Origin of the sequence: Citricoccus parietis, from assembly GCF_042433045.1 — a bacterium.
GTDB classification, from domain to species: domain Bacteria; phylum Actinomycetota; class Actinomycetes; order Actinomycetales; family Micrococcaceae; genus Citricoccus; species Citricoccus parietis.
Map to the genome: position 1 here is coordinate 19,342 of NZ_JBHLWH010000043.1, position 26,242 is coordinate 45,583.

21 protein-coding genes are annotated in these 26,242 nt (G+C 70.1%); 19 read left to right on the top strand and 2 right to left on the bottom strand.

Annotated elements, in window-relative coordinates:
* Positions 1–49 precede the first annotated feature (49 nt).
* Both efp and nusB read left to right on the top strand, forming a co-directional pair.
* Positions 50–613, top strand: a complete 564-nt coding sequence (gene efp / locus ACFFIO_RS15140) for an elongation factor P (protein WP_378043094.1) — start codon at positions 50–52, stop codon at positions 611–613.
* A gap of 18 nt (positions 614–631) precedes the next feature.
* Complete coding sequence (nusB, locus tag ACFFIO_RS15145) at positions 632–1,042, top strand: transcription antitermination factor NusB (protein ID WP_378043096.1); 411 nt, start codon at positions 632–634, stop codon at positions 1,040–1,042.
* Here the strand turns inward: nusB and ACFFIO_RS15150 are convergent.
* Entirely contained in the window at positions 1,020–2,309 is a 1,290-nt protein-coding gene (locus ACFFIO_RS15150; protein ID WP_378043098.1) for a PrsW family intramembrane metalloprotease, read from the bottom strand. The genes nusB and ACFFIO_RS15150 overlap by 23 nt on opposite strands.
* Before the next feature lie 122 nt (positions 2,310–2,431).
* Here ACFFIO_RS15150 and pyrR point away from each other — a divergent pair, with 122 nt between their 5' ends.
* The 14 genes from pyrR to ACFFIO_RS15220 all read left to right on the top strand — a co-directional run bounded on the left by pyrR (position 2,432) and on the right by ACFFIO_RS15220 (position 19,752).
* Complete coding sequence (pyrR, locus tag ACFFIO_RS15155) at positions 2,432–3,052, top strand: bifunctional pyr operon transcriptional regulator/uracil phosphoribosyltransferase PyrR (RefSeq protein ID WP_378043100.1); 621 nt, start codon at positions 2,432–2,434, stop codon at positions 3,050–3,052.
* The gene (locus tag ACFFIO_RS15160) at positions 3,049–4,071 is read left to right on the top strand and encodes an aspartate carbamoyltransferase catalytic subunit (protein WP_378043101.1); all 1,023 of its coding nucleotides are present in this window, start codon (positions 3,049–3,051) and stop codon (positions 4,069–4,071) included. Before pyrR ends, ACFFIO_RS15160 begins: the two co-directional genes overlap by 4 nt.
* Positions 4,068–5,474 carry a dihydroorotase gene (locus ACFFIO_RS15165; protein ID WP_378043103.1) on the top strand — a complete coding sequence of 469 codons (1,407 nt, stop codon included), beginning with the start codon at positions 4,068–4,070 and terminating at the stop codon, positions 5,472–5,474. The genes ACFFIO_RS15160 and ACFFIO_RS15165 overlap by 4 nt, the downstream gene beginning before the upstream one ends.
* A complete protein-coding gene (locus tag ACFFIO_RS15170) occupies positions 5,471–6,031 on the top strand; it encodes a PH-like domain-containing protein (protein ID WP_378043104.1) in 561 nt (186 codons plus the stop codon). The genes ACFFIO_RS15165 and ACFFIO_RS15170 overlap by 4 nt, the downstream gene beginning before the upstream one ends.
* An 84-nt stretch (positions 6,032–6,115) precedes the next feature.
* Positions 6,116–7,288: a glutamine-hydrolyzing carbamoyl-phosphate synthase small subunit gene (carA, locus tag ACFFIO_RS15175; protein ID WP_378043106.1), complete on the top strand. Its 1,173-nt coding sequence runs from the start codon at positions 6,116–6,118 to the stop codon at positions 7,286–7,288.
* Positions 7,289–7,294: 6 nt separating this feature from the next.
* On the top strand, positions 7,295–10,621 hold the full coding sequence (carB, locus tag ACFFIO_RS15180) for a carbamoyl-phosphate synthase large subunit (RefSeq protein ID WP_378043108.1): 3,327 nt from the start codon (positions 7,295–7,297) through the stop codon (positions 10,619–10,621).
* Positions 10,618–11,589, top strand: coding sequence for an orotidine-5'-phosphate decarboxylase (gene pyrF, locus ACFFIO_RS15185; RefSeq protein WP_378043109.1), 972 nt, complete (start codon positions 10,618–10,620; stop codon positions 11,587–11,589). Before carB ends, pyrF begins: the two co-directional genes overlap by 4 nt.
* A 221-nt stretch (positions 11,590–11,810) precedes the next feature.
* Positions 11,811–12,125 carry an integration host factor, actinobacterial type gene (gene mihF, locus ACFFIO_RS15190; protein WP_115931342.1) on the top strand — a complete coding sequence of 105 codons (315 nt, stop codon included), beginning with the start codon at positions 11,811–11,813 and terminating at the stop codon, positions 12,123–12,125.
* 91 nt (positions 12,126–12,216) lie between these two features.
* A complete protein-coding gene (gmk, locus tag ACFFIO_RS15195) occupies positions 12,217–12,804 on the top strand; it encodes a guanylate kinase (protein ID WP_378043187.1) in 588 nt (195 codons plus the stop codon).
* A 96-nt stretch (positions 12,805–12,900) separates the two neighbouring features.
* The gene (gene rpoZ, locus ACFFIO_RS15200; RefSeq protein ID WP_378043111.1) at positions 12,901–13,329 is read left to right on the top strand and encodes a DNA-directed RNA polymerase subunit omega; all 429 of its coding nucleotides are present in this window, start codon (positions 12,901–12,903) and stop codon (positions 13,327–13,329) included.
* A gap of 42 nt (positions 13,330–13,371) precedes the next feature.
* A complete protein-coding gene (gene coaBC / locus ACFFIO_RS15205) occupies positions 13,372–14,622 on the top strand; it encodes a bifunctional phosphopantothenoylcysteine decarboxylase/phosphopantothenate--cysteine ligase CoaBC (protein ID WP_378043113.1) in 1,251 nt (416 codons plus the stop codon).
* 56 nt (positions 14,623–14,678) lie between these two features.
* Positions 14,679–15,884 (top strand): methionine adenosyltransferase, encoded by a 1,206-nt coding sequence (metK, locus tag ACFFIO_RS15210; protein WP_378043189.1) that lies wholly within the window; start codon positions 14,679–14,681, stop codon positions 15,882–15,884.
* A complete protein-coding gene (locus ACFFIO_RS15215; RefSeq protein WP_378043115.1) occupies positions 15,881–18,109 on the top strand; it encodes a primosomal protein N' family DNA-binding protein in 2,229 nt (742 codons plus the stop codon). The genes metK and ACFFIO_RS15215 overlap by 4 nt, the downstream gene beginning before the upstream one ends.
* A gap of 107 nt (positions 18,110–18,216) precedes the next feature.
* Positions 18,217–19,752, top strand: a complete 1,536-nt coding sequence (locus ACFFIO_RS15220) for an HNH endonuclease (RefSeq protein WP_378043117.1) — start codon at positions 18,217–18,219, stop codon at positions 19,750–19,752.
* On the opposite strand, the gene ACFFIO_RS15225 is transcribed toward ACFFIO_RS15220, so the two are convergent.
* Complete coding sequence (locus ACFFIO_RS15225; RefSeq protein WP_378043119.1) at positions 19,683–20,777, bottom strand: alpha/beta fold hydrolase; 1,095 nt, start codon at positions 20,775–20,777, stop codon at positions 19,683–19,685. The genes ACFFIO_RS15220 and ACFFIO_RS15225 overlap by 70 nt on opposite strands.
* A gap of 92 nt (positions 20,778–20,869) precedes the next feature.
* On the opposite strand from ACFFIO_RS15225, the gene glpK reads away from it, so the two are divergent.
* The 3 genes from glpK (at position 20,870) to ACFFIO_RS15240 (ending at position 26,213) form a co-directional block, all read left to right on the top strand.
* On the top strand, positions 20,870–22,429 hold the full coding sequence (glpK, locus tag ACFFIO_RS15230) for a glycerol kinase GlpK (RefSeq protein ID WP_378043121.1): 1,560 nt from the start codon (positions 20,870–20,872) through the stop codon (positions 22,427–22,429).
* A 134-nt stretch (positions 22,430–22,563) separates the two neighbouring features.
* The gene (gene leuS, locus ACFFIO_RS15235; RefSeq protein WP_378043122.1) at positions 22,564–25,107 is read left to right on the top strand and encodes a leucine--tRNA ligase; all 2,544 of its coding nucleotides are present in this window, start codon (positions 22,564–22,566) and stop codon (positions 25,105–25,107) included.
* Between the two features lie 104 nt (positions 25,108–25,211).
* Positions 25,212–26,213 (top strand): DegV family protein, encoded by a 1,002-nt coding sequence (locus ACFFIO_RS15240; RefSeq protein WP_378043123.1) that lies wholly within the window; start codon positions 25,212–25,214, stop codon positions 26,211–26,213.
* Positions 26,214–26,242 lie beyond the last annotated feature (29 nt).

Consider the following 26,242-nt stretch of genomic DNA (forward strand, 5'->3'; position numbering starts at 1 on the left):
ACCCGCCGACGCCATCGACTGGCCCCTTACCGACAGACGGAGATTGACAGTGGCAACCAGCAACGACATCAAGAACGGCACCGTGCTGAAAATGGACGGCCACCTGTGGAACGTCATCGAGTTCCAGCACGTGAAGCCGGGCAAGGGCGGGGCGTTCGTCCGCACCAAGATCCGGAACATCACCACCGGCAAGCTGGTGGACAAGACCTTCAACGCCGGTGCCAAGATCGAGACCGCCACCGTGGACCGCTCGGACTACGAGTACCTGTACCAGGACGGCGAGGACTACATCTTCATGGACACGGACACCTACGACCAGATCCCGGTGAACCCGGCTGTCGTGGGCAACGCCGCCAACTTCATGCTGGAGAACCAGAAGGTCACCATCGCCATGAACGAGGGCACCCCGTTGTACCTCGACATGCCGCCGTCGGTGGTCCTGGAGATCACCTACACCGAGCCGGGCCTGCAGGGCGACCGGTCCTCCGCCGGCACCAAGCCCGCGACCCTCGAGACCGGCTACGAGATCCAGGTCCCGCTGTTCGTGGACCAGGGCACCAAGGTCAAGGTGGACACCCGCTCGGGTGACTACCTCGGCCGCGTGAACGACTGACGGGACCACTGACGAACTGTGAGCGCACGAGGCAAAGCCCGGAGGCGCGCGCTGGAGGTCCTCTTCGAGGCCGAACAGCGCGGGACCACTCCGGATGAGGGCATCACCTCCCGCAGGGCGTCCACGGCACAGGTGATCAACCCGTACACCGTGGAGATCGTCCAGGGCGTGGTGGCCGAACAGGAGCGGATCGACGAGATCCTGTCCTCCTACGCCCAGGGCTGGACCCTGGACCGCATGCCGGCAGTGGACCGCGCCATCCTGCGGATCGGTGCATGGGAACTGCTGTTCAACGACGACGTGCCGGACCGTGTGGCGGTGGCCGAGGCGGTCACGATGGCCAAGGAACTGTCCACGGACGATTCCCCGGACTACGTCAACGGCCTGCTCGGCCGGATCCAGCAACTCAAGCCGACGCTGCTGGACTGACCGGGCCGCTGGGCCTGATCGCGCCGAAGAGCTCCTGCCGCTGCCGGACCGTGTCCTGTAGCAGCCGGAGCTCTTCGGCGCTGTTGGCCTGCACATCGTGGCCCCGTTCGATCCGGTGCCGCAGGGCGGCCAGGCGCAAGGCGGTCCGCTCGAAGGCACGGTGCTGGCTCCGGACCCCGAGTCCGGCGGCCCACCGGCGGCCCTGCCGCCGTCCCGGGGCTGTGCCGAAGAGGGCGATCTCATCCGGCCACAGCCACCCCGCCGCTCCGTACCGACCCAGCATGCGCTGGGTCAGCCGTCGCTCGGCCCGCAACAACAGCACGACGGCGGCGACCGCCGCGATGAACAGCGGGACCTGCAGCAGCAGGTAGAACGTGAAGAAGTCGTCGAAGATCAAGGCGAGTCCGCCGTTCCACAGGAAGTGCCCGACCATGGCCGGGACCAGCCCCAGCAGGAACCAACCGATCCAGCCGACCCGGCCGAGCCGGCCGCTGGTGAACCGCCGATGCGCGGCCACCCCCAGGAAGAACCCGATCCACACGGTGAACAGCACGTGGGCGAAGGGCGAGAACAGTCCCCGCAGCACGAAGGTGAACGCCAGCTCGGTGCCCCATCCGGCCTCGGTGTAGGCCGTGCCGAAATACAGGATGTTCTCCGTGAACGCGAAACCGGCCGCCACCATGCCGGCGTAGACCACCCCGTCCACGGGACCGTCGAAGTGCCGGCGGGCCGCCAGGAAGATCACCACGAGGCCGGCGCCCTTCATGGTCTCCTCGATCACCGGGGCCTGCACCACCGCCCCGAAGGTGGCTGAGTCCAGCGAGGACAGCCCGCTGAAGGTCTCCATGAACACCTCGCCCAACGAGAGGGTGCCGAACACGGAGACCCCCGCGCCCCACAGGAAGGCGAAGACCAGCCAGCCGCGGGGCTCGGGATCCCACCGGTCGACCCACAGGAGGGCGGCCACCACGATACCGAGGGGGACCAGCGCCAGCAGCCCGACCACGAAGAGCGTCTCGGTGCCCAGGACGCCGACCAGGAACAGGACCACCAGGGCGCCGACGGCCGCGGCTGTCACGAGCAGGGCGATGCCCCAGGCGTTGGAGCGGCGGTTGCGCCGCGCGATCTGGTGCGCCGGGGGATAGGCCGCCGGAGACTGCCCGGTGGTCCCAGGATGGTCCCCAGGGTCGCCCGCAGGGGGCACCGGTCCGTGCCCGTGCGACCCGGACGGTGGGTGTGGTGCGGGAAGGTTCACCGGCTGCGTCATGGAACCATCCTGACACTAGGTCACCCCGCCGCGGTGATAGTGTTGACGCCGGACCAAACACACCCCACCCAGGGTTGCGTTTCCTTTAAGTTCCGTCCTGTGAGGCGGGGAAGGAGGCATGTGTGCAGGCTGAGAGCCGCGCTGTGCGCACCGTCCGGAATGTCCTTTCCGCGGCGGATATCGACCGGGCGCTGACCCGGATCGCCCACGAGATCCTCGAATCGAACCGTGGCCCGGACGGCCTGGTCATCCTGGGCATCCCCCGCCGCGGTGTCCCCCTGGCGGAGCGTCTGGCCCGCAAGCTCGCCCGGATCGAACCGGGCTTCGACGCCGCCACCTCGACCGGTGAACTGGACGTCACCCTCTACCGGGACGACCTGCGGCGCTCCACCTCCCGCACCCCCGCGCCGACCCGCCTGCCGGACGCCGGAATCGACGGAGCCACCGTGGTGCTCGTGGACGATGTGCTCTATTCCGGGCGGACCATCCGTGCCGCCCTGGACGCCCTCAACGACTTCGGCCGCCCGGCCGCCGTCCGCCTCGCCGTGCTCGTGGACCGTGGCCACCGTGAGCTGCCGATCCGGGCCGACTTCGTGGGCAAGAACCTGCCCACCTCCACCGCCGAGCGCGTCCAGGTCCGCCTCGTGGAGATCGACGGGCCGGATGGCACCGCCGAGGTCGCCGAGGACGCCGTCTCGATCACCGACCACGCGGAGGCCAGCGCCCGGGGTGAGGCCCGTTGAAGCACCTGCTGTCCACCCAGGACCTCTCCCACACCGACGCGCTGCGCATCCTCGACACCGCCGAGGAGATGGCCACGGTCTCCGGCCGCGAGGTCAAGAAGCTTCCCGCCCTGCGCGGCCGCACCGTCGTCAACCTCTTCCTCGAGGACTCCACCCGGACCCGGATCTCCTTCGAGGCCGCGGCCAAGCGCCTGAGCGCGGACGTCATCAACTTCTCCGGCAAGGGCACCTCCGTCTCCAAGGGCGAGTCCCTGAAGGACACCGTCCAGACCCTCGAAGCGATCGGTGCCGACGCGATCGTGATGCGCCACTGGGCCTCCGGAGCGGCAGCCCAGCTCGCCGACTCCGGTTGGATCCGGTCCTCCGTGGTCAACGCCGGGGACGGCACGCACGAGCACCCCACGCAGGCGTTGCTGGACGCCTTCACCCTGCGCCGCCATCTGGCGCTGCGCCACGGCACCGCGCCGCACGGCACGGACCTGGCCGGGATGAAGGTCGTCATCGTCGGGGACATCCTGCACTCCCGGGTGGCCCGCTCCAACCTGTGGCTGCTGACCACCCTCGGGGCGGAGGTCACCCTGGCCGCGCCGCCGACCCTGGTCCCGGTGGGCGTGGGGGCTTGGCCCTGCACCGTGACGTATTCGCTCGACGAGGCACTGGCAGGCGCGCCGGATGCCGTGATGATGCTGCGCGTCCAGTCCGAGCGCATGCATGACGCGTTCTTCCCCTCCGCCGCCGAGTACACCCGGTCCTGGGGACTGACGGATGAGCGGCTCGGGATGCTGGAGGCCAACGGCGTGGAGGACGCGGTCATCATGCACCCCGGCCCCATGAACCGTGGCCTGGAGATCTCCGCGGCCGCCGCGGACTCGGCGCGGAACACGGCCCTGGAACAGGTCGCCAACGGCGTCTCGGTCCGGATGGCGGTGCTGTACCTGCTCCTGTCGGCTTCTGACAGCCCTGAAACGTCCACCCGGACCGCACCGTCCGCACCGTCCGACCGGAAGGCCACCGCATGAGCGCCACGTATGACCACCGCAACCGGTACCTCATCTCCGGCGGCACCCTGCCGGACGGCACCACCGCGGATGTCCTCATCGAGGACGGCCTGCTGGCCGCCGTCGGGAAGGACGCCCGGACGCGCGGCGGCGCGACGCCCTCGGCTCAGGCGGCCGAGGTGATCGACGCCACCGGCCGCATCGTCCTCCCGGGGCTCGTGGACCTGCACACCCATCTGCGCCAGCCCGGCCGTGAGGACTCGGAGACCGTGGAGACGGGCACCCGTGCCGCGGCCCTCGGCGGCTTCACCTCGGTGCATGCCATGGCGAACTCCACACCGGTCGCAGACTCGGCGGGCGTCGTCGAGCAGGTCTGGCAGCTGGGCCGTGAGGCCGGCTGGTGCGACGTCCACCCCGTCGGCGCCGTCACCGTGGGCCTGGGCGGCGAACGCCTTGCGGAGCTCGGTGCCATGGCGCAGTCACGGGCGGAGGTCCGGGTGTTCTCCGATGACGGCATGTGCGTCTGGGACCCGGTGCTGATGCGCCGGGCGCTGGAGTACGTCAAGGCCTTCGATGGCGTGATCGCCCAGCACGCCCAGGAGCCGAAGCTCACCGACGGCGCTCAGATGAACGAGGGCGCCCTGTCCTCGGTCCTGGGCCTGGCCGGCTGGCCCGCCGTGGCGGAGGAGGCCATCATCGCCCGGGACGTGCTGCTGGCCCAGCACGTGGGCTCCCGGCTGCACGTCTGTCACGTCTCCACCGCCGGTTCCGTGGAGATCATCCGCTGGGCCAAGGAGCGCGGGGTCGAGGTCACCGCCGAGGCGACCCCGCACCACCTGCTGCTGACCGAGGAGCTCGTCCGCAGCTACAACCCGGTCTACAAGGTCAACCCGCCGCTGCGCCGCGAGCAGGATGTCATGGCGTTGCGCGAGGGACTGGCGGACGGCACGATCGACACGATCGGCACCGACCACGCACCGCACACCGCGGAGACCAAGGAATGCGAGTGGACGGTCGCGGCCATGGGCATGACCGGCCTGGAGACCGCGCTGCCGGTGCTCCAGCAGGCACTCGTGGACACCGGGCTGATGGACTGGGCGGGCATCTCCCGGATCCTCAGCTCGACGCCGGCCCGCATCGCCCGCCTGGCGGACCAGGGCCGGATCTCCCCGGAGGGTGTCTTCGAGATCGGTGCCCCCGCCAACCTCACCGTCTACGACCCCACGGTCACCCGGACCGTGGACCCGGAGTCACACGCCACCAAGTCCCGCAACAGCCCCTTCCGGGGGATGGAGCTGCCCGGCCAGGTCACCGACGTCTTCAATCACGGTCACCCGGTCGTCCGGGACCGCGCCCCGGCCACGCCCCGGACGCAGCACCAGCAGAACCAGCACCAGCAGCAGACAGGAAGCACCCAGCAGTGAACGATGATTTCAGCGCCGAGTACACCCTTATCGGAATCCTCACCGTCATCGGACTGGCCGTGGTTCTTCTGCTCATGTGGTGGGGATGGCGCAACCGCAAGCGACGCCAGCAGGACATCGCGGCCCCGGCGCCCGTGCCGGCCAAGGTCCTGGAGTCCGAGCCCCTCGCCGGAGCCGAAGGCATGTACGTCACCACGGTGCGCGGCCGGGACTACCTGGACCGGATCGCCGTCCATGACCTGGGCCTTCGTACCAACGCCCGCCTGGAGGTGCACCGCGCCGGCGTGGCACTGCTGCGGGAGGGCGGGTCCAACCTGTTCATCCCGCAGTCCGACCTCCGCGAGGTCCGCCTCGACTCCGGCATGAGTGGCAAGTTCGTGGAGAAGGGCGGCCTGCTGGTGATCTCATGGACACTGGGCGATCGCGAGGTCTCCACCGGGTTCCGGACCCGCGCCGCCGACGACCGTGATCCGCTGCTGACCGCCATCCAGGCCCTGATCGAGGGAGAGCCCCCGGCCACCCCGACGACCAGCGCAGTGGCCGCGCCGGATGCCTAGACGACCGATGCAGCAGACGCCGCACACCAGACCGAACGACTACCCCACACACCCGCAGACACACCCGCAGATGGAGAACAACTCGTGAGCCTCTTGAACCGCGAGCCGGCCGTACTGGTCCTGGCCGATGGAACCGTCCATCACGGCCAGGCCTACGGCCAGACCGGCACCACCCTGGGCGAGGCCGTCTTCACCACCGGCATGACCGGCTACCAGGAGACGCTGACCGATCCGTCCTACGCCCGCCAGATCATCGTGCAGACGTTCCCGCACATCGGCAACACCGGCGTCAACACCGAGGACGCCGAGTCCCGGGCCATTTTCGCCGCCGGCTACGTGGTCCGCGAGGCCGCCCGCGTCCCGTCGAACTGGCGCTCCCAGCGGAGCCTGGACGACGAGCTGGACGCCCAGGGCGTCGTCGGGATCCAGGGCGTGGACACCCGTGCGGTGACCCGGCACCTGCGCTCCGCCGGTTCCATGAAGGCCGGGATCTTCTCCGGCGGGGCCGCCCGGCGTCCGCTCGCCGACCTCGTCGCAGAGGTCCAGGCCCAGCCGTCCATGGCCGGTGCCCGCCTGGCGGATGAGGTGAGCACGGAGTCCGCCTACGTCGTCGAGCCCGCCGAGCACGGCTGGGAGGGCGAGCCGCTGCACACCGTGGTGGCCCTCGACCTCGGCCTGAAGGCCGCCACGCCACGGCACCTGGCCGCCCGCGGGATCCGGCTCCACGTCCTGCCCGCCACCTCCTCCTTCGAGGACATCACCGCCCTGGACCCGGACGGCGTGTTCCTCTCCAACGGCCCCGGCGACCCCGCCACCGCCGACGACCAGGTGGCCCTGCTCCGGCAGGTCCTCGACGCCGGGCTGCCGTTCTTCGGCATCTGCTTCGGCAACCAGGTCTTCGGCCGGGCCCTGGGCTTCGGCACCTACAAGCTGCCCTTCGGCCACCGCGGCCCGAACCAGCCCGTCATGGACAAGACCACCGGGCGCGTGGAGATCACCTCCCAGAACCACGGCTTCGCCGTGGACGCCCCGCTGGGCGAGCCCGTCATGGCACCCGAGGCCGCCTACGGCCGCGTCGAGGTCTCGCACTGGTCCCTGAACGACCAGGTGGTCGAGGGCCTGCGCCTGCTGGACCGCCCCGCCTTCTCCGTCCAGTTCCACCCCGAATCGGCCGCCGGCCCGCACGATTCGGCTCCCTTGTTCGACCGGTTCATCGCGATGATGACCGAGCAGTCCTCTACCTCCGAAGGAGCCTGAGCCCCGATGCCCAAGCGCACCGATCTGAAGTCCGTCCTGGTCATCGGCTCCGGCCCGATCGTCATCGGCCAGGCCGCCGAGTTCGACTACTCCGGCACCCAGGCGATCCGGGTCCTCAAGAACGAGGGCCTGCGCGTGGTGCTGGTCAACTCGAACCCGGCCACCATCATGACCGACCCCGAGCTGGCCGATGCCACCTACGTGGAGCCGATCACCCCCGAGGTCGTCGAGAAGATCATCGCCGTAGAACGCCCGGACGCCGTCCTGCCGACCCTCGGCGGCCAGACCGCCCTGAACACCGCGATCGCCCTGGACAAGAACGGGGTGCTCGAGAAGTACGGCGTCGAGTTGATCGGCGCCAACATCGAGGCCATCGAGCTCGGTGAGAACCGTGAGCTGTTCAAGGGCGTCGTGGAGCGCTGCGGCGCCGAATCCGCGAAGTCCGAGATCGTCCACTCCATGGACGAGGCCTTCGCCGCCGCGGAGAAGCTGGGCTACCCCATGGTGGTGCGCCCCTCCTTCACGATGGGCGGCCTGGGCTCCGGCCTGGCCTACAACGAGGAGGACCTGCGGCGGATCGCCGGCGCCGGCATCCAGTACAGCCCCACCTCCGAGGTCCTGCTCGAGGAGTCCATCCTCGGCTGGAAGGAGTACGAGCTGGAGATGATGCGGGACCGCAACGACAACGTCGTGGTGGTCTGCTCCATCGAGAACTTCGACCCGGTCGGCGTCCACACCGGCGATTCCATCACCGTGGCGCCTGCCATGACCCTGACCGACCGCGAGTACCAGGCGATGCGGGACATCTCGATCGCCGTGATCCGCGAGGTCGGTGTGGACACCGGCGGCTGCAACATCCAGTTCGCCGTGGACCCGGCCACCGGGCGCATCATCGTGATCGAGATGAACCCCCGCGTCTCCCGGTCCTCCGCCCTGGCCTCCAAGGCGACCGGGTTCGCCATCGCCAAGATCGCCACCAAGCTCGCGCTCGGCTACACCCTGGACGAGATCCCGAACGACATCACGCGGAAGACCCCGGCCTCCTTCGAGCCGGTGCTGGACTACGTGGTCGTCAAGGTGCCGCGCTTCGCCTTCGAGAAGTTCCCGGCGGCAGACCCCACCCTGACCACCACTATGAAATCCGTGGGCGAGGCCATGGCGATCGGCCGCAACTTCTCCGAGGCCCTGCAGAAGGCCCTGCGGTCCCTGGAGCAGAAGGGCGCCGAACTCTCCTTCGACATCCCGGACGCGGACGAGGTCGCCACCCTGATCGAGCAGTCCAGAATCCCGACGACGGACCGCCTCGCCCAGGTCCAGCGTGCCCTGCTGGGCGGCGCGAGCCTCGAACAGCTCTTCGAGGCCACCCAGATCGACCCCTGGTTCCTCGACCAGCTGGTGCTGATCAACGAGGTCGCCACGGACGTGGCCGCAGCCCCTGAGCTGGACGCCACCGTCCTGCAGCACGCCAAGCGCCACGGCTTCTCGGACACCCAGATCGGCCAGCTGCGTCACCTGGACCCGGCCGTGGTGCGCGGCGTCCGGCACGCCTTGGGCATCCGCCCCGTGTACAAGACCGTGGACACCTGTGCCGCCGAGTTCGAGGCCTACACCCCGTACCGGTACTCCAGTTATGACCTGGAGGACGAGGTCACGGACCATGCCAAGCCGTCCGTGATCATCCTCGGCTCCGGCCCGAACCGGATCGGCCAGGGCATCGAGTTCGACTACTCCTGCGTGCACGCCACCATGGCCCTGCGCGAGGCCGGTCACGAGACCGTGATGGTCAACTGCAACCCCGAGACCGTCTCCACGGACTATGACATCTCCGACCGTCTGTACTTCGAGCCGCTCACCCTGGAGGACGTGCTCGAGGTCATCGCGGCCGAGGAACGCAGCGGCGGCGTCCTGGGCGTGTTCGTCCAGCTCGGCGGCCAGACCCCGCTGAAGCTGGCCCAGGAGTTGGCGGACGCCGGCGTGCCGATCCTCGGCACCTCGCCGGCAGCGATCGATCTCGCCGAGCACCGTGGCGAGTTCGCCCGCGTCCTCGACGAGGCCGGGCTGGTGTCCCCGAAGAACGGCACCGCCGTCTCCTTCGCCGATGCCAAACGCGTGGCCGACGAGATCGGCTATCCCGTCCTGGTCCGTCCGTCCTACGTGCTCGGCGGCCGCGGCATGGAGATCGTGTATGACGAGGCATCCCTGCTGCGGTACATCACCAACGCCACGGAGATCACCGCGGACCACCCCGTGCTGGTGGACCGGTTCCTCGAGGACGCGATCGAGATCGACGTGGACGCCCTCTTCGACGGCACCGACCTGTACATCGGCGGCATCATGGAGCACATCGAGGAGGCCGGCATCCACTCCGGCGACTCCGCCTGCGTGCTCCCGCCGATCAACCTCGGCCCGGACACCCTGGCCCGCGTGCGCGAGGCCACCCGCGGCATCGCGGCCGGCGTGGGCGTGCGCGGACTGATCAACATCCAGTTCGCCCTGGCCTCGGACATCCTCTATGTCATCGAGGCCAACCCGCGCGCCTCGCGGACCGTGCCGTTCGTCTCCAAGGCCACCGGGGTCCAGCTGGCCAAGGCCGCCGCGCTGATCGGCACCGGCCGGTCCATCGCGGACCTCAAGGCCGAGGGCAGGCTACCCTCCGGTCATGACGGCTCGTCCCTGCCCCTCGACGCCCCCGTGGCCGTCAAGGAGGCCGTGCTGCCGTTCGCTCGCTTCCGCACCAGCGAGGGGCGCGTCGTCGATTCCCTGCTGGGGCCCGAGATGCGCTCCACCGGCGAGGTCATGGGGATCGACAAGTACTTCGACACCGCCTTCGCCAAGAGCCAGGCGGCAGCGAACAACCCGCTGCCGACGTCCGGACGGGTCTTCGTGTCCGTGGCGAACCGGGACAAGCGCGGACTCGTGATGCCCGTCAAGCGGCTGGTGGACCTCGGCTTCACCATCGTTTCGACCGGCGGCACCGCGGAGGTCCTGCGCCGCAACGGCATCCACGCGGACGTGGTGGACAAGATCGCCGACGCCGGCGCCGGCACGGACCCGGCGAACACCGGTGCCGGGACCATCCTGGAGCAGATCGAGGCCGGTGAGATCGCCCTGGTGGTCAACACGCCCTCCGGTGGTGACGCCCGCGGTGACGGCTATGAGATCCGCGCGGCGGCGACCTCGATGGGGATCCCCACGATCACCACGCTCGCCCTCTTCGGCGCCGCCATCCAGGCCATGGAGGCCCTGCGCGAGTACACCTGGGACGTCACCTCCCTGCAGGAGCACGACGCGCGGTTGGCCGCGGCCGTGGCACGCTCCGGTTCCGGCGCATGACGGCACCGGCGGCCGGATCCGGCGACGTCGGCCGGGCACCATGGGGTACCCGGCTGGCGGCCGCGATGGACGCGGCAGGTCCGCTGTGCCTGGGCATCGACCCGCACCCGCAGCTGCTCCACGACTGGGACCTTCCGGACACGCCCGTGGGCCTGGAGCGATTCTCGATGACGGCCCTGGAGGCCGCGGCGGGGGAGGGCGGGTCCTCCGCCGTCGCCGCCATCAAGCCGCAGATCGCACTGTATGAGCGTCATGGTTCGGCTGGCTTCGCCGTCCTGGAGCGGCTGCTGCGGGAGGCCCGCGCCGAAGAGGTGCTGACCATCGCCGACGCCAAGCGCGGGGACATCGGGTCCACGATGACCGGCTACGCCGAGGCGTGGCTCTCGGACGATTCACCGCTGGCCGCCGACGCCGTCACCCTCAGTCCCTATCTCGGCTATGACTCGTTGGCTCCGGCCCTCGAGTTGGCCGAGGCCACCGGGCGGGGCGTGTTCGTCCTGGCCCTGACCTCGAATCCCGAGGGCGCCTCGGTCCAGCACGCCGGCGGCCTGGAGGGATCCGTGGCCCGGTCCATCACCGCCTCGGCAGCCCGGGACAATGCGCGGGCGCTGGCCTCCAGTCACGTCACCGGCACCAGCGGCACGACCGGCGCCAACGAGGACTCCAGGGCCGGGACCGGGGGCGGCACCGCGGCCCGCCCCGCCATGGGGCCGGTCGGTCTCGTGGTCGGTGCCACCGTGGCCGGCGAGGCCGAGCGGCTGGGTCTGGACCTGGCCGGCGTCCGCGGCGCGCTGTTGGCTCCGGGATTCGGCGCCCAGGGTGCCTCGGGGGCCGGGATGCGTACCGGCTTCGGTTCGGCCTGGCCCTCCGTGCTGGCCACCTCCAGCCGCGCCATCCTGCGCCGGGGACCCTCCGTCGGCGGACTGCGCGAGGGCCTCCGGGAGGCGTTGGAGGATCTGGGCCGGTAGCGGTGCGCCTCCGGTGCGCGGTCTGGACGGCAGTGCCGTGACCTGACCGTGATCTACTGAGGCGTGCCGACGCCCCTGAGAGTGACCTGCATCACCGTTCGATAAACTTCAGCCCCTCGATGCTGGGCTGCAGACCTGACCGGGGTACATCGGGTACCTTACGTCCAAGTCACGGCGATATTGCCGTGACGGTTGAAACCTAGTCCCCGAGGTGGAACGTCATGGCCCTGAAGGAATTGTCTGCCGCAGAACGGGAAGCGGCGCGGAGCAAGGCCCTGCAGGCACGCACGGCGCGTGCGGACCTGAAGGAGTCCTTCCGGTCGGGCAAGTCCAGTCTCGAATCGGTCTTCGCAGCGGCGGACGAGGACGCCGCCATCGGGCGGATGCGCACGGTGGACCTGCTGCAGACCCTGCAGGGAGTGGGTGAGGTGCGGGCGGCGAAGATCATGGAGTCGTGTGGGATTTCCCCCAATCGGCGCCTCCGCGGCCTCGGCCGCCGGCAACGGGAGGCGTTGATCGCCTATATTGGCCGGTAGCCCTTTTCGGGGCCGCGCCAGTCCCACAGGAGGTTCATTGACCACCCCCGACGTCCCCGCCGCCCGGCCGGTCAGCCTCCGACCCGAACACCTGTCCGCTGCGGATGGAGAACGCCCGCGCGTCACGGTGCTTGCGGGACCGACCGCCGTCGGCAAGGGCACGGTCTCCCAGTTCATCCGGGAGCACTATCCCCAGGTGTGGCTCTCCGTCTCAGCCACGACGCGGAAGCCCCGGCCCACTGAACGGGAGGGGCAGCACTACTTCTTCGTGGAGCCTGAGCACTTCGATGAGCTGGTCTACCAGGACCAGATGCTGGAGTGGGCTGTGGTCCATGGCGTGAACCGCTATGGGACGCGCCGGGACACGGTCCAGCGGGCCCTCGACGACGGCCAGCACGTCCTGCTGGAGATCGACCTGCAGGGGGCGCGGCAGGTCAGGCAGGCGATGCCGGAGGCGACGTTCGTCTTCCTCTCGCCACCGAATTGGGACGAATTGGTGCATCGACTGGTCGGCCGCGGCACGGAATCTCCGGAGGAACAGCGCCGACGGCTGGAAACGGCTAGAATGGAACTCGCTGCCGAGCCGGAGTTCGATGCCGTGGTGGTCAATGACACCGTGGAACGCGCCGCACAGGAGTTGGTCCGCATCATGGGATTGGACCCTGACGACCACCTCTAGGCCGCTCGGCCGGACCGCAGCGCGAGGACCGTGAGCGGTCGTCGGCAGCGGCGCAGACAACGCATCAGCAACAGAATCACCAACCGTGGAGAACTAGTGACCGAACAGTACGAAGGCATCGTCAACCCGCCCATCGACACCCTGCTGGAGAAGGTTGACTCGAAGTACGCCCTGGTGCTTTTCGCCGCCAAGCGTGCCCGCCAGATCAACGCGTACTACTCGCAGCTCCATGAGGGCCTGTTCGAGTACGTCGGTCCGCTGGTGGACACCAAGCTCAACGAGAAGCCGCTGTCCATCTCCATGCGGGAGATCGAGGAGGACCTCCTGGAGGCCACCCCGATGACCGAGGAGCAGATCGCCGCCGAAGCCGAGGGCGACTTCGGCACCTTCGAGTTGCAGAGCTCGGCCGAGGCCGCCTTCTCCGACGACGCGTTCTCCGCAGAGGGCGTGGGCGCAGAGGCTGCGGTGGAGATCACCGAGATCGCTGACACCGAGACCACCGACGAGGACGAACAGCAGGCCTGACCTCGTTTTCGACTCCGGGAACGAGCCGACTAGGTTTGACCCATGAGGATCGTTCTCGGAGTCCCCGGCGGCATCGCCGCCTACAAGTCCGCACTGCTGTTGCGGCTCATGACCGAAGCCGGTCACCAGGTGGACGTGGTCCCCACGCCTGCCGCCCTGAATTTCGTGGGGCAGGCCACCTGGGAGGCGCTCTCGGGACGCCCCGTGCGGACGGACACCTTCGAGGCCGTCGAGACGGTCAACCACGTCAGGCTGGGCCGTGAGGCCGAGCTCGTGGTGGTGGCTCCCGCCACCGCCGATTCCCTCGCCCGCGCCGCCGCCGGCCTGGCCCCGGACCTGCTCGGCAACGTCCTGCTGACCGCCACCTGCCCGGTGCTGATGGTCCCGGCCATGCACACCGAGATGTGGACCCACCCGGCCACCGTCGCCAATGTCGACCTGCTTCGCTCCCGCGGCATCACCGTGCTCGATCCCGATTCCGGGCGGCTCACCGGCCAGGACACCGGCCCCGGGCGGTTCCCGGAGCCGGACCGCATCTGGGCCCAGGCGCAGGCCCTGATGGTTGACGGCCTGCGGACCAGCCGTCCCGCCGCCCAGCAGAACGGGGCGCTGTCCGGACGCGCCGTCGTCGTGACCGCCGGGGGCACCCGGGAGGCACTGGATCCGGTGCGCTATCTCGGCAATCGGTCCTCCGGCAAGCAGGGCGTGGCCGTGGCCGAGGCCGCCCTGGCCGCCGGTGCCCGCGTCACGTTCATCGGCGGCGCCATGAGCGTGGAGCCGCCCGCCGGTGCGGAGGTGGTCCGGGTGGAGTCCACCCAGGAGCTGCACGATGCGGTCATGGCCCACGCACCGGATGCCGATGCGCTGGTGATGGCAGCCGCCGTCGCCGATTTCCGCCCCGCGGAGTACATGGACTCCAAGATCAAGAAATCCGAGGACGGCTCCAACCCGGTCATCCGCCTCGAGCGCACCCCGGACATCCTCGCGGAGGCGGTGCAGGCCCGTGCCGCCGGGCAGCCGATGCCGGGCACCATCATCGGATTCGGTGCAGAGACCGGTGACGCCACCGCCTCCGTGCTGGAGTTCGGGGCCGCCAAGCTCACCCGCAAGGGTTGTGAGATGCTCGTGGTGAACCAGGTCGGCCGGGACAAGGTCTTCGGTCAGGACACCACCGAGGTCACCATGCTCTTCGCCGACGGGCGGGAGCCGGTGGCTGCCGCGGGGGACAAATCAGAAGTGGGCGTGGCGATTGTGACCGAGCTGGCGGGCCTGCTGGATAGGATGGATCAGTGACTGACGCAGCGAAGGCAGAAGATTCCGGTACCACCGGCTACGAGTCCTACCAGGGCATCGGGGGAGGCGAGCTCCGGCTGTTCACCTCCGAGTCGGTGACGAGCGGCCATCCGGACAAGATCTGTGACCAGATCTCGGACTCGATCCTGGACGCGATCCTCGCCCAGGACCCGAACGCCAAGGTGGCCGTCGAGACCCTGACCACCACGGGCCTCGTGCAGGTCGCCGGCGAGGTCAACACCTCTGCCTACGTGGAGATCCCGCGGATCGTCCGGGAGACGATCCTGGCGATCGGCTACGACTCCTCGTCCAACGGCTTCGACGGTGCCAACTGCGGCGTCAACATCTCGATCGGCCAGCAGTCCTCCGACATCTCGGATGGCGTGCTGACGTCGCTGGAGAACCGGGAGGGCTCCGTGGACAGCGTCGACCTGCAGGGCGCCGGGGACCAGGGCATCATGTTCGGGTACGCCTCGAACGAGACCCCGGTGTACATGCCGGCCCCGATCTACCTGGCGCACCGGCTCTCCGAGCGGCTCACTGCCGTGCGGCACCTGGAGCAGACGCCCATGCCGTACCTGCTGCCGGACGGCAAGACGCAGGTCACCGTCGGCTACGGGGAGGACGGTCTGCCGAAGACCGTGGAGACCGTGGTGGTCTCCACCCAGCACCTGGACGAGGTCACCCTCGACGAGTTGCGCCAGGACGTGGTGGAGCACGTCATCCGGCCCGTGCTGGCCCAGTCTGGGCTGGAGACCTCCGGCGCGACGTTCATCGTCAACCCCGGCGGAAAGTTCGTCATCGGGGGGCCGGTGGGCGACGCCGGCCTCACCGGGCGCAAGATCATCGTCGACACCTATGGGGGCATGGCCCGCCACGGCGGCGGTGCCTTCTCCGGCAAGGATCCGTCCAAGGTGGACCGCTCCGCTGCCTACGCCATGCGCTGGGTCGCCAAGAACGTGGTCGCCGCCGGCCTCGCCGACCGGGCTGAGTTCCAGGTCGCCTACGCGATCGGCAAGGCCCGGCCGGTCGGACTGTACGTGGACACGTTCGGGACCGAGAAGGTGGACCGGGCCACGATCATCGAGGCCGTCAACGAGGTGTTCGACCTGCGCCCGCTGGCCATCATCCGGGACCTCAACCTGCTCCGCCCGATCTACCGCAAGACGGCCGCCAACGGTCACTTCGGCCGCGAGGATCCCGACTTCACGTGGGAGCGGCTCGACCGCGTCGACGCCGTGCGCGCTGCCGTCGGTTGGTGACCGGCGAACCCCTCTTCGACCTGCCCGTACCCCCACCGGTCACGGGACTGCCGGAGGTGGCCGGCGGCTGGCCCGACGATCCCGTGGCTCGCGTGCTGCTGGACTCGGGTGTGCCGCACCTGGACCGGGAATTCGACTACCTGGTGCCCCGCTCCCTCGATGACGTGGCCCGTCCGGGCGTGCGCGTCCGCGTGCGCTTCGGCCATCAGGACGTCCTTGGCTGGCTGACCGCCCGCGGTTCCGAACCCTCCACCGGGGCGAAGCTGCTGCCGTTGCGCTCGGTGGTCTCCCCGGAGCCGGTGCTGACCCCGGAGATCCTGGACCTCGCCCGCGCCGTGGCGGCGCGCTACGCGGGGAACGTGGCCGACGTGCTGCGGGTGGCCGTGCCGCCGCGCGTGGCGAAGGTCGAGAAGGCCCTGAATGCCGAGGCGGAGGCGCCGGAGGCCACGGGTTCCCCGGCCCCCGCCCCCGCTTCGGTCAGTGCATCTGACGGCGCGCCCGACAATGCGCCGGACCCGGACACGAAGGGGAGGCCGGCTATCGGTGCGCTCTCCGGTGTAACTGCGGCCGAGGGCTTCGACTGGTCCCCGCTGATGGGGGCCGAGGCCTTCTTCCAGCAGATCCGGGCCGGGGACGGCCCCCGCGCAGCCCTCACGGTGCCGAGCGCCCACGGCGCGTGGGATACCGCCTCCCTCCTGGCAGATGCCGCCGCCCGGACCGCGGAGGCCGGCCGGGCCGCCGTCGTGGTGGTGCCCGATCAGCGCGACCTCGAACGGCTGTGCCGTGCCCTGGACCGGCGGGTGGGCCCGGAGGGTTATGCCCGCCTGACCGCCGACGACGGCCCCACCCCCCGGTACCGTGCGTTCCTGCAGCTGCGGCGCGGCATGCGCCGGATCGCGGTGGGTACCCGCTCAGCCATTTGGGCACCCGTGGAGCACCCCGGCCTGGTCGCGGTATGGAACGACGACGACTCCCTGCACGCCGAACAGCGGTCCCCGTATCAGCATGTGCGGGACGTCGCCCTGGTGCGGTCCGAGCGGGCCGGCGCCGGGCTCCTGCTGGCCTCGACCTCGCGCACCCCCGAGGTGCAGCGGATGGTGGAGTCCGGGTGGCTCGGGGAACTGGGGGTGGGCCGCGAGACGATCCACGCGGTCACCCCGCGCGTGGTGTCCACGGCGGACTCCTGGGAGACCGAACGTGATCCGCTGTTGGCCCGCGCCCGGCTGCCACAGGCGGCGTGGAAGGCCGCGCGAGAGGGACTGGAGGGCAAGCACGGCGCACCCGGGCCGGTCCTGGTTCAGGTCGGCCGGAGCGGCTTCATCCCCGCCCTGATCTGCCGGGATTGCGGGACCCCGGCCCGCTGCCGCCATTGCACCGGCCCGCTGGGGTTCCCGGACCGCACCGCCTCGGCCCGCAACGAGGCCGCCTGCCGGTGGTGCGGACGGCGCGAGCGGCACTTCGAGTGCCCGGAATGCGACTCCTCGCGGCTGCGGGCCGGTTCCCGCGGCGTGGACCGGACCGCCGAGGAACTCGGACGCGCGTTCCCGAACACCCCGGTGCTCTCCTCCTCCGGGGACCACATCCTCGCCACCGTAGACGACACTCCGGCCCTCGTGGTCGCCACGATCGGCGCTGAGCCCGTGGTGCCGGGCGGCTACGCCACGGCACTGCTGCTGGACGGAGACTCGCAGCTACAGCGCGAGGGGCTGCGCACCCCGGGACAGGTCCTGTCCCGCTGGTTCGCGGCGGCGGCCCTGGTGCGGTCACGCCAGGACGGGGGAGTGGTGGTGGTCACGGCCTCCCAGGAGGACATGGTGGGGGCTCTCGTCCGCATGGATCCCGCCGGGTATGCCTCGCGCCAGCTAGCCGAGCGTCGGGAGCTGCACCTGCCGCCCGCCGTCCGCATGGCCGAGGTCTCGGGGCCGGCGAACGCGGTGACGGCGTTCATGGACCTCGTGGAACTGCCGGGTGCCTCCAAGGACCTGCCGTGGATCGGACCGGTGCCGGTGGAGGACTGGACTGGCGGTGAGGGACGGGGCGGTGCTGGCGGCGGCTCCGGTCCCGCCGGCCATGCTGAACCGCTGCGTCACCGGGCACTGCTGTTCTTCCCCTACGGCGCGGCACGGAGCGTCGTCGAGGCACTCCGGGCAGCCCGCTCCGCCTCGAGCGCGCGGCGCCTGACCGAACCCGTCCGACTGCGGATCGATCCCTTCGACCTGCCGTAGGAAAGTGCGAGCCCGGACTCCTGCACAGGATGCCATGGGACGGTTCTCGTCCACATGTCCTGCGCGCAGGGCTTGGTGCGTCCGGGGATCTCTCTAGAGTAGTACGCATGTTCGAATCAATGGCAGGGACGGCCGCGTCGTCCGGGGTGCCCGGGTCGTCCGATACCGCCTGGATGAGGTCAGCGCCGGTGGACGCTGCGGGTTGCTCCGCCCTGGTGGATGTCCTGGCCCGCATGCCGGTGGCCGATGCCGAGGCTGAGGCAGTGGATCGCTTGCGGGCGCTCGAGGAATTGAAGGCGGCCTGTGCCGCGGCCCAGGCTCGGGAGACAGTCCGATTCCATCAGTTGCGGTGTGAGGCGGAAGCAGTGGCCGGCGTGCCGGCCCGGGAGCGGGGACGAGGCGTGGCCAGTGAAGTCGTCCTGGCCAGGAGTGGATCGCCTCAGTCCGGGTCCAGGGATGTGGGGCTGGCACGGGCACTGGTGGAGGAGATGCCACACACCATGGCTGCGCTGACCCGGGGTGGGATCTCGGAGTGGAAGGTCACGGTGGTGTGCAAGGAGACCGCGTGGTTGCCCGTCGAGGCCCGGCGGGAGGTGGATGCGGCTCTGGCAGGACGTCTTGAGAGTCTGGGTGTGACGCAGCTCGGCGGTGAGGCCCGGCGGCTGGCCCAGCATCTGGACCCGGCCTCTGCAGTGGCCCAGACAGATCGGTGTGAGCGAGAGCGCCGGGTCTCGGTGCGACCGGCCCCGGGAGGAATGTCGTATCTCACCGCGTTGCTGCCGATGCGCCAAGGTGTGGCCTGCCTGGCGGCACTGAAGAAGGCGGCGTCGACCGCGGTCGGGGTCGGAGCGGCTGCCGAACGCACCCAGGACCAGGTGATGGCCGACCTGTTGGTCGAACGGGTCACGGGACAGGCGGAGGCGGACGCGGTGCCGGTCGAGGTTCATCTGGTCATGACAGACATGGCTCTGTTCGGCTCCGTGCCAGGTGGCCGGAGCGCAGCGGACTCGACGGACTCTCCTTCTGCGGCTCATGGTGGCGTGGACGATCACACGGGGGTGGACACCGACGCCGACACCCCAACCCGGGCCGACCATCACGATCGCAACGGCGTGGTCATGGATGGCACCCAGACGCCGGCCTGGTTGGTCGGTCAGGGTCCGATGCCGGCCGGGACGGCCCGGGCGTGGTTGACGGGTTCAAAGGCCCCGGTGTTCCTGCGTCGGTTGTATACCGCACCGGAGACGGACCAACTGGTGTCGATGGATTCACGGAGGCGCGAGTTTCCCGGGTTGCTGCGCCGGATGGTGTTCCTGCGCGAGGACACCTGCCGGACGCCCTGGTGTGATGCGGCGGTGAAGCACATCGACCACGCAGTCCCGTACCGGGACGGCGGCCCGACGAGTTTCGCGAACGGGTCGGGATTGTGCGAGCGCTGCAACTACACCAAGGAATACCCTGACTGGTGCCATGAGGCCTCCACGGAGGGTCTGGTCGTGACGACGCCGACCGGACACCGCTATCGACAATCGACGCCACCACTGATGCCGGCGCCTGTTGCTCAGTTCGGGAGTCAGCCGGACCGGCCGAGCTCCGCCCGGAACGCCGAGATCAGCGCGGCCGCTTCAGGCGCGCGCTCGTAGTGGATGAGGTGACCCACGCCGTCGAGGATCTCCAGCTGGGCTCGGGGGGAGGCCCTGCCGATGCGGCGGGCGAGCTTCTTCTGTCCGCGGACGGAGCCCAGTTCGTCGTCAGCGCCGGCCACGAGCAGCACCGGGAGCCGCAACTGCTCGGCCACGTCCAGGACCGAACCCGTGGTGGAGGCCCGGTACGCCTCGACGAGCACCTGACGGTGGTCATAGGCGGAGAAGTAGTTCTGGTGCTGGTCGTGGAGGTAGGCCAGGGTGTGGCGGTCCGTGGTCTTGGCCATGACGGTCCCGGTGATCCAGACGACGAGCGGCGAGGACAGCAGGGCGCTCCCGAGCCGTTCGGGCAGGGCCGCCGAGGCCTCGTAGTAGCCCTCCGCGATGCGGGACATCAGGACCTTGGAGGTGGAGTCGTCCGCCGTCAGGGCGGGTTCACAGATGGGGTTGAGCAGCACCAGGCCGTCCCAGCGGTCCGGGTCGGCGGCCGCCAGCTGGGCGGCGATCACGGAACCGAAGGAGTGTCCTAGCAGCGTCGGGCGGGGCAGGCCGGCGGGCGGGGAGGCCGCGCGCCGGCCGGCGGAGGTTCTCGGTACCAGCTCGAGTGCCTCCACGGCGCTGCCGAGGACCGTCACATAGTGGGCGACGGTGTGCGGGGCGTCCGGGAAAGCCGGCGAATGGCCGAAGCCGGGCAGCTCGGGCAGGAAGATCTCCATGTCGGGCAGGCAGTCCGCCAGCAGGGCCAGTCCGTGGTGGTCCCCCCGGAACCCGTGGAGGGTCACGATCGGCGTCCGGTCCCCGCCGGGCGCGTCGCCGGCCGGAGACTCCACCGCGTAGTGCCACACCGCCAATGGCGTGGGCCGGCCGGACACCGGGTCCATGACCTCGACCATGATCCGTTCCGGGGTCCGCGCGGAGAACCCCGTGATGACCGAGGTGTCCCGGGGGGCCGGTGGGACCACCACGCGATCGCGGAGGCGGATGGGCAGGGGGCGTGCGGTGACCGGCGGTGGGGGAGTGCTCACCCCCTCAGGTTAACCAGCTTTTCGCCGGTGTCCTCTGCGCTGCTCCGCCGTTGCGCCCGGATCGGACGAGCGGGGGTGGATAGGCTTCCGACATGCAGCCAGCCAGCAGCGACGTCTCCACGGCCATGGCCTCGCGCCGTGCCGTCATCAGCATCGACCAGGGCACCACCTCGACGAGGGTGGTGGTCATGGCCGAGGACGGCTCCGTCCTGGCCAGCGCCCAGCGAGAACACCGCCAGTACTTTCCTCACCCCGGATGGGTGGAGCACGACCCGGTCGAGATCTGGGAGAACACCCGCGAACTCACTGGCCTCGCCCTCACCCGCGCCCGCCTGCGCACCTCGGATGTGGCCGCCGTCGGGATCACGAACCAGCGCGAGACGACGGTCCTGTGGGACGCGGTCACGGGGCGTCCGGTCCACCGGGCGCTCGTCTGGCAGGACACCCGGGCGGACGCGCTCATGGACCGGCTCAAGGCGGACGGGCACGAGGACGCCGTGCGCGCCCGGACCGGGCTGCCCCTGGCCTCCTACTTCTCGGCCGGCAAGATCAGCTGGATCCTGGAGAACGTGCCCGAGGCCGGGGAACTGGCACGGAGTGGCCGCCTGCGGGCCGGCACCATGGACAGCTGGCTGCTGTGGAACCTCACGGGCGGTCCTGACGGCGGCGTCCACGCCACAGACGTCACCAACGCCTCACGGACCCTGCTGATGGATCTGGAGACCCTGGACTGGGACGACGACCTCACCGGACTGTTCGGGATCGATCCTGAGCTCGCGGCGGGCATGCTGCCGCGGATCCACCCCTCCGTGGGGGAGTTCGGGACCATCATCGGCGCCGAACCCCTCAGCGGCCTCTCGGTGTGCGGCATCCTCGGCGACCAGCAGGCCGCGACCTTCGGCCAGTCGGCCTTCAACCGGGGAGACGTGAAGAACACCTACGGCACCGGCTGCTTCCTCCTCCAGAACATCGGCACGACGCCGGAGATCTCGGACCACGGCCTCGTCACCACGGTCGCGTACCAGCTGGAGGACGGGCCCGCCTACTACGCCTTGGAAGGCTCGGTGGCGGTCGCCGGCTCGCTGGTCCAGTGGCTGCGGGACAACCTCGGGATCATCCGGAGCTCGGCTGAGGTGGAGACCCTCGTCGCCTCGGTCAAGGACAACGGCGGGGTGTTCTTCGTGCCGGCCTTCTCCGGGCTGTACGCGCCGTACTGGCGGCCGGACGCCCGCGGGCTCATCGCCGGGCTCACCGGATTCGCGACGGCCGGGCACTTGGCCCGGGCGGCCCTGGAGGCCACCGCCTATCAGTCCCGGGACGTCCTCGAGGCCGTGGTGGCGGACGCCGGCCACCGGCCCGAGGAGCTGCGGGTGGACGGCGGCATGACCGTCAATGACCACCTCATGCAGTTCCAGGCGGATATCCTCGGCCTGCCCGTGGTGCGTCCGGAACTCGTGGAGACCACCGCGGTCGGGGCCGCGCATGCGGCCGGCCTGGCCTCCGGACTCTGGCGGGACCTCGACGAGGTGGCCGGGCTGTGGCGGGAGGACCGGCGGTGGGAGCCGGCCCTGTCCTCCGCGGAACGGGATCGCCTCCTGGGCCAGTGGGACAAGGCCGTCCAACGGTCCCTCGGATGGGCCGACCAGGGCTGATCGACGCCGGTCAGGCAGCGGCCCCGGATTCAGAAGGGAACGGCCCGCCGGAGTAGGATGGCTGGGCGCGTCGACCGCCCGGGGGACCGGGCCGGCGTCGTTCTCCGACCACCACACTTAAGGACAGGACTTCCGTGAGCCAGCCAGCGCAAGGTACTCCCCAGCAGGACGAGACCGAGGAGTACTCGTTCGCGGCGCTCGAGGAGCGCTGGGGCGGTTACTGGGAGCAGCACCGCACCTTCGCGCCGCTGGATGACGACTCCCGGGAGCGCCGCTACGTGCTGGACATGTTCCCGTACCCCTCGGGAGACCTGCACATGGGCCATGCCGAGGCGTTCGCCATGGGTGACGTGGTGGCCCGGTACTGGATGCAGCAGGGCTATGACGTCCTGCACCCCATCGGCTGGGACTCCTTCGGGCTGCCGGCCGAGAACGCCGCAATCAAGCGCAACGCGCACCCGGCGGAGTGGACCTACAAGAACATCGACACGCAGAAGTCCTCCTTCCAGCGGTATGGGATCTCGGCGGACTGGTCGCGCGAACTGCACACCTCGGACCCCGAGTACTACCGGTGGACCCAGTGGCTGTTCCAACAGTTCCACGCCAAGGGCCTGGCCTATCGCAAGGACTCGCCGGTCAACTGGTGCCCCAAGGACCAGACGGTGCTGGCCAACGAGCAGGTCGTCAACGGTGCCTGCGAACGCTGCGGCACCCCGGTCACGAAGAAATCCCTGAACCAGTGGTACTTCCGTATCACCGAGTACGCGGACCGTCTGCTGGAGGACATGCGGCAGCTCGAGGGCCACTGGCCCGAACGTGTGCTCGCCATGCAGCGGAACTGGATCGGCCGCTCCGAAGGGGCCCATGTGGACTTCCGGGTGGAGCCCACCGCCGCCACCGCGGGGCAGGACGGCCAGCCGGGCCGGGACATCACCGTCTTCACCACCCGTCCGGACACCCTGTTCGGCGCCACCTTCATGGTGGTCGCCGCGGACGCGGACCTGGCCCTGGAGCTCGTGGACGCCGAGCACCGCGAGGCGCTCGAGACGTACCGCGAGGAGCTCAAGAACGTCTCGGAGATCGAACGCCAGGCCACCGACCGCTCCAAGACCGGCGTCTTCCTGGGCCGTCACGCCGTCAACCCGCTCACCGGGGAGAGGTTGCCGATGTGGGCCTCGGACTATGTGCTGGCCGACTACGGCACCGGCGCCATCATGGCCGTCCCGGCGCACGATCAGCGTGACCTCGACTTCGCCCGCACCATGGGCCTGGACGTCCGCCGCGTCCTGGACACCGGTGAGGAGGATCCGGCGGTGACCGGGACGGCCACCACCGGGGACGGCACGCTGGTCAACTCCGGCGAGCTGGACGGACTGGCCAAGGCCGAGGCCATCTCGCGGGCGATCGAGATCCTGGACGAGCGCGGCACCGGCCGGGGCACCGTCAACTACCGGCTGCGTGACTGGCTGCTGTCCCGCCAGCGCTTCTGGGGCGCGCCCATCCCGATCGTGCACTGCCCCCACTGTGGCGAGGTGCCGGTCCCCGAGGACCAGCTGCCGATCCTGCTGCCGCAGGACGTCGCCGGCGAGCAACTCGCCCCGAAGGGCAAGTCTCCGCTGGCCGGCATCGAGTCCTGGGTCAACACCACCTGCCCCCGCTGCGGCGGGGCCGCCCGGCGGGATACCGACACCATGGACACCTTCGTGGACTCGTCCTGGTACTACATGCGCTTCGCCTCCCCCAACGACGACGACCAGGTGTTCGACCGTGCCGCCGTGGACCGGTGGCTGCCCGTCGAGCAGTACGTGGGCGGCGTGGAGCACGCCATCCTCCACCTGCTGTACTCGCGCTTCTTCACCAAGGCGCTGTATGACATGGACCTGATCTCCTTCACTGAGCCCTTCAAGGCGCTGCTCAACCAGGGCCAGGTGCTCAACGGCGGCAAGGCGATGTCCAAGTCCCTCGGCAACGGCGTGGACCTGGGCGAGCAGCTGGACACCTTCGGCGTGGATGCCGTCCGCCTGACCATGATCTTCGCCTCCCCGCCGGAGGACGATGTGGACTGGGCGGACGTCTCACCCGGTGGCTCGGCCAAGTTCCTGGCCCGCGCGTGGCGACTGGCCCAGGACGTGGAGTCCTCCGGTGCGGCTGCGGGCACGGATCCCGACGGCGGCGAGAGGTCCCTGCGCCAACTCACCCACCGCACGGTGGCAGACGCGGCCCGGCTGCTGGACGACCACAAGTTCAACGTGGTCGTGGCCCGCACCATGGAGCTCGTCAACGGCGTCCGCAAGGCGATCGACGGGACGGCCGGAGCACCCGGCCTGGGGGCCGGCGACCCGGCCGTCCGCGAGGCCGTGGAGGCCGTCGCCATCCTGCTGAGCCTGTTCGCGCCGTACACCGCCGAGGACATGTGGGCCAAACTCGGCCACGAACCATCGGTGGCGCGTGCGGGCTGGCCCGCCGTGGACGAGGCGCTGCTGGTGCAGGACACCGCCACCGCCGTCGTCCAGGTCAAGGGCAAGGTCCGCGACCGCCTCGAGGTCCCGGTGGACATCTCTGCCGCCGACCTCGAGCAGCTGGCGTTGGCCTCCGAGGCCGTGCAACGATCCCTGGACGGTGCCGAGATCCGCAAGGTGATCGTTCGCGAGCCGAAGCTCGTCAATATCGTCGTCTGAAGACAGCCGGCGGACCACGGGCCGGGCCTGGATGACCTGGGAGGTCCCGTCGGGACTGAGCGGGACGCAGTGGGACTGAGCGGGACCTAGCGGAAGGAGCGGGCATGGCCGATCTGGCCGAGTGGCAGGGCGCCATGCTCACGCACATCCGGCAGGTGCGCAGCACGCGGTCGGGCTGGGTCCGTTTCGGTCTGCCGCCCTCCCGCAAGGGCCGTACCGCGATCGTCACCGACTCCTCGGCCTCCATCCCCGCTGAACTGCTGACGCACCCTTTGGCCAGGGGACTGCGTCAGGTGCCCATGCCCGTCATGGTGGGCGAGCAGATCCACGCCGAGGGCACGGCAGAGCTGATGCGTGAGCTGCCCTTGGCGCTGGCAGCGGGCACCGCCGTCAGGACCTCCCGGCCCTCGCCCGGCTCCTTCAGCGCGGTGTATCAGGAACTGGCGGAGTCAGGCTTCGAGCAGGTCATCTCCGTCCACATCTCGGGGCAGCTGTCCGGCACCGTGGAGGCCGCCCGGCTCGCCGGGCGGGACGCGCTGATCCCCGTGACGGTGGTGGACTCCCACCTCAGCGGGTTCGCGCTCGGGACTGTGGTGCTGGACGCGGTGATCTCGGCAGGCTTCGGCATGGCGCCGGAGCAGCTGCTGGAGGACGTGGACGAGGCCACCCAGGAGGCGGGGGTCTTCTTCACCGTGCCCAATCTGGACCAACTGCGGCGCGGCGGGCGCATCGGTACCCTGGCCGGACTGCTGGGGACGCTGCTCCACGTCAAGCCGGTGCTGACCCTGGACAACGGGATCGTCTCCCTTGTGGACCGTCCGAGGACCTCCGCCCGAGCCACCGAGCGGCTCGTGGAGCTGACGCAGGAGTTCGTGTCCGGGTCGGAGGGCCGGGGCGAGCGGATCGCCGTCCACGGGTTCGGCAACGAACCCGCCGCCCACGAGCTCGCCGGACGTCTGCAGAGCCTCTCTGCCATGCCGGTTCCGGTCATCCGTCTCCCGGCCGTGCTGGCCGCCCACCTGGGCCTGGGTGCCCTGGGCGTCACGCTGAACCCGGTGGCTCCTGCACAGCGACCCCACCAGCCGCGAGCCGTCCCCAGCAGCTGACCCGGCCCCTGCCGCTCCCGCCCGCCGGC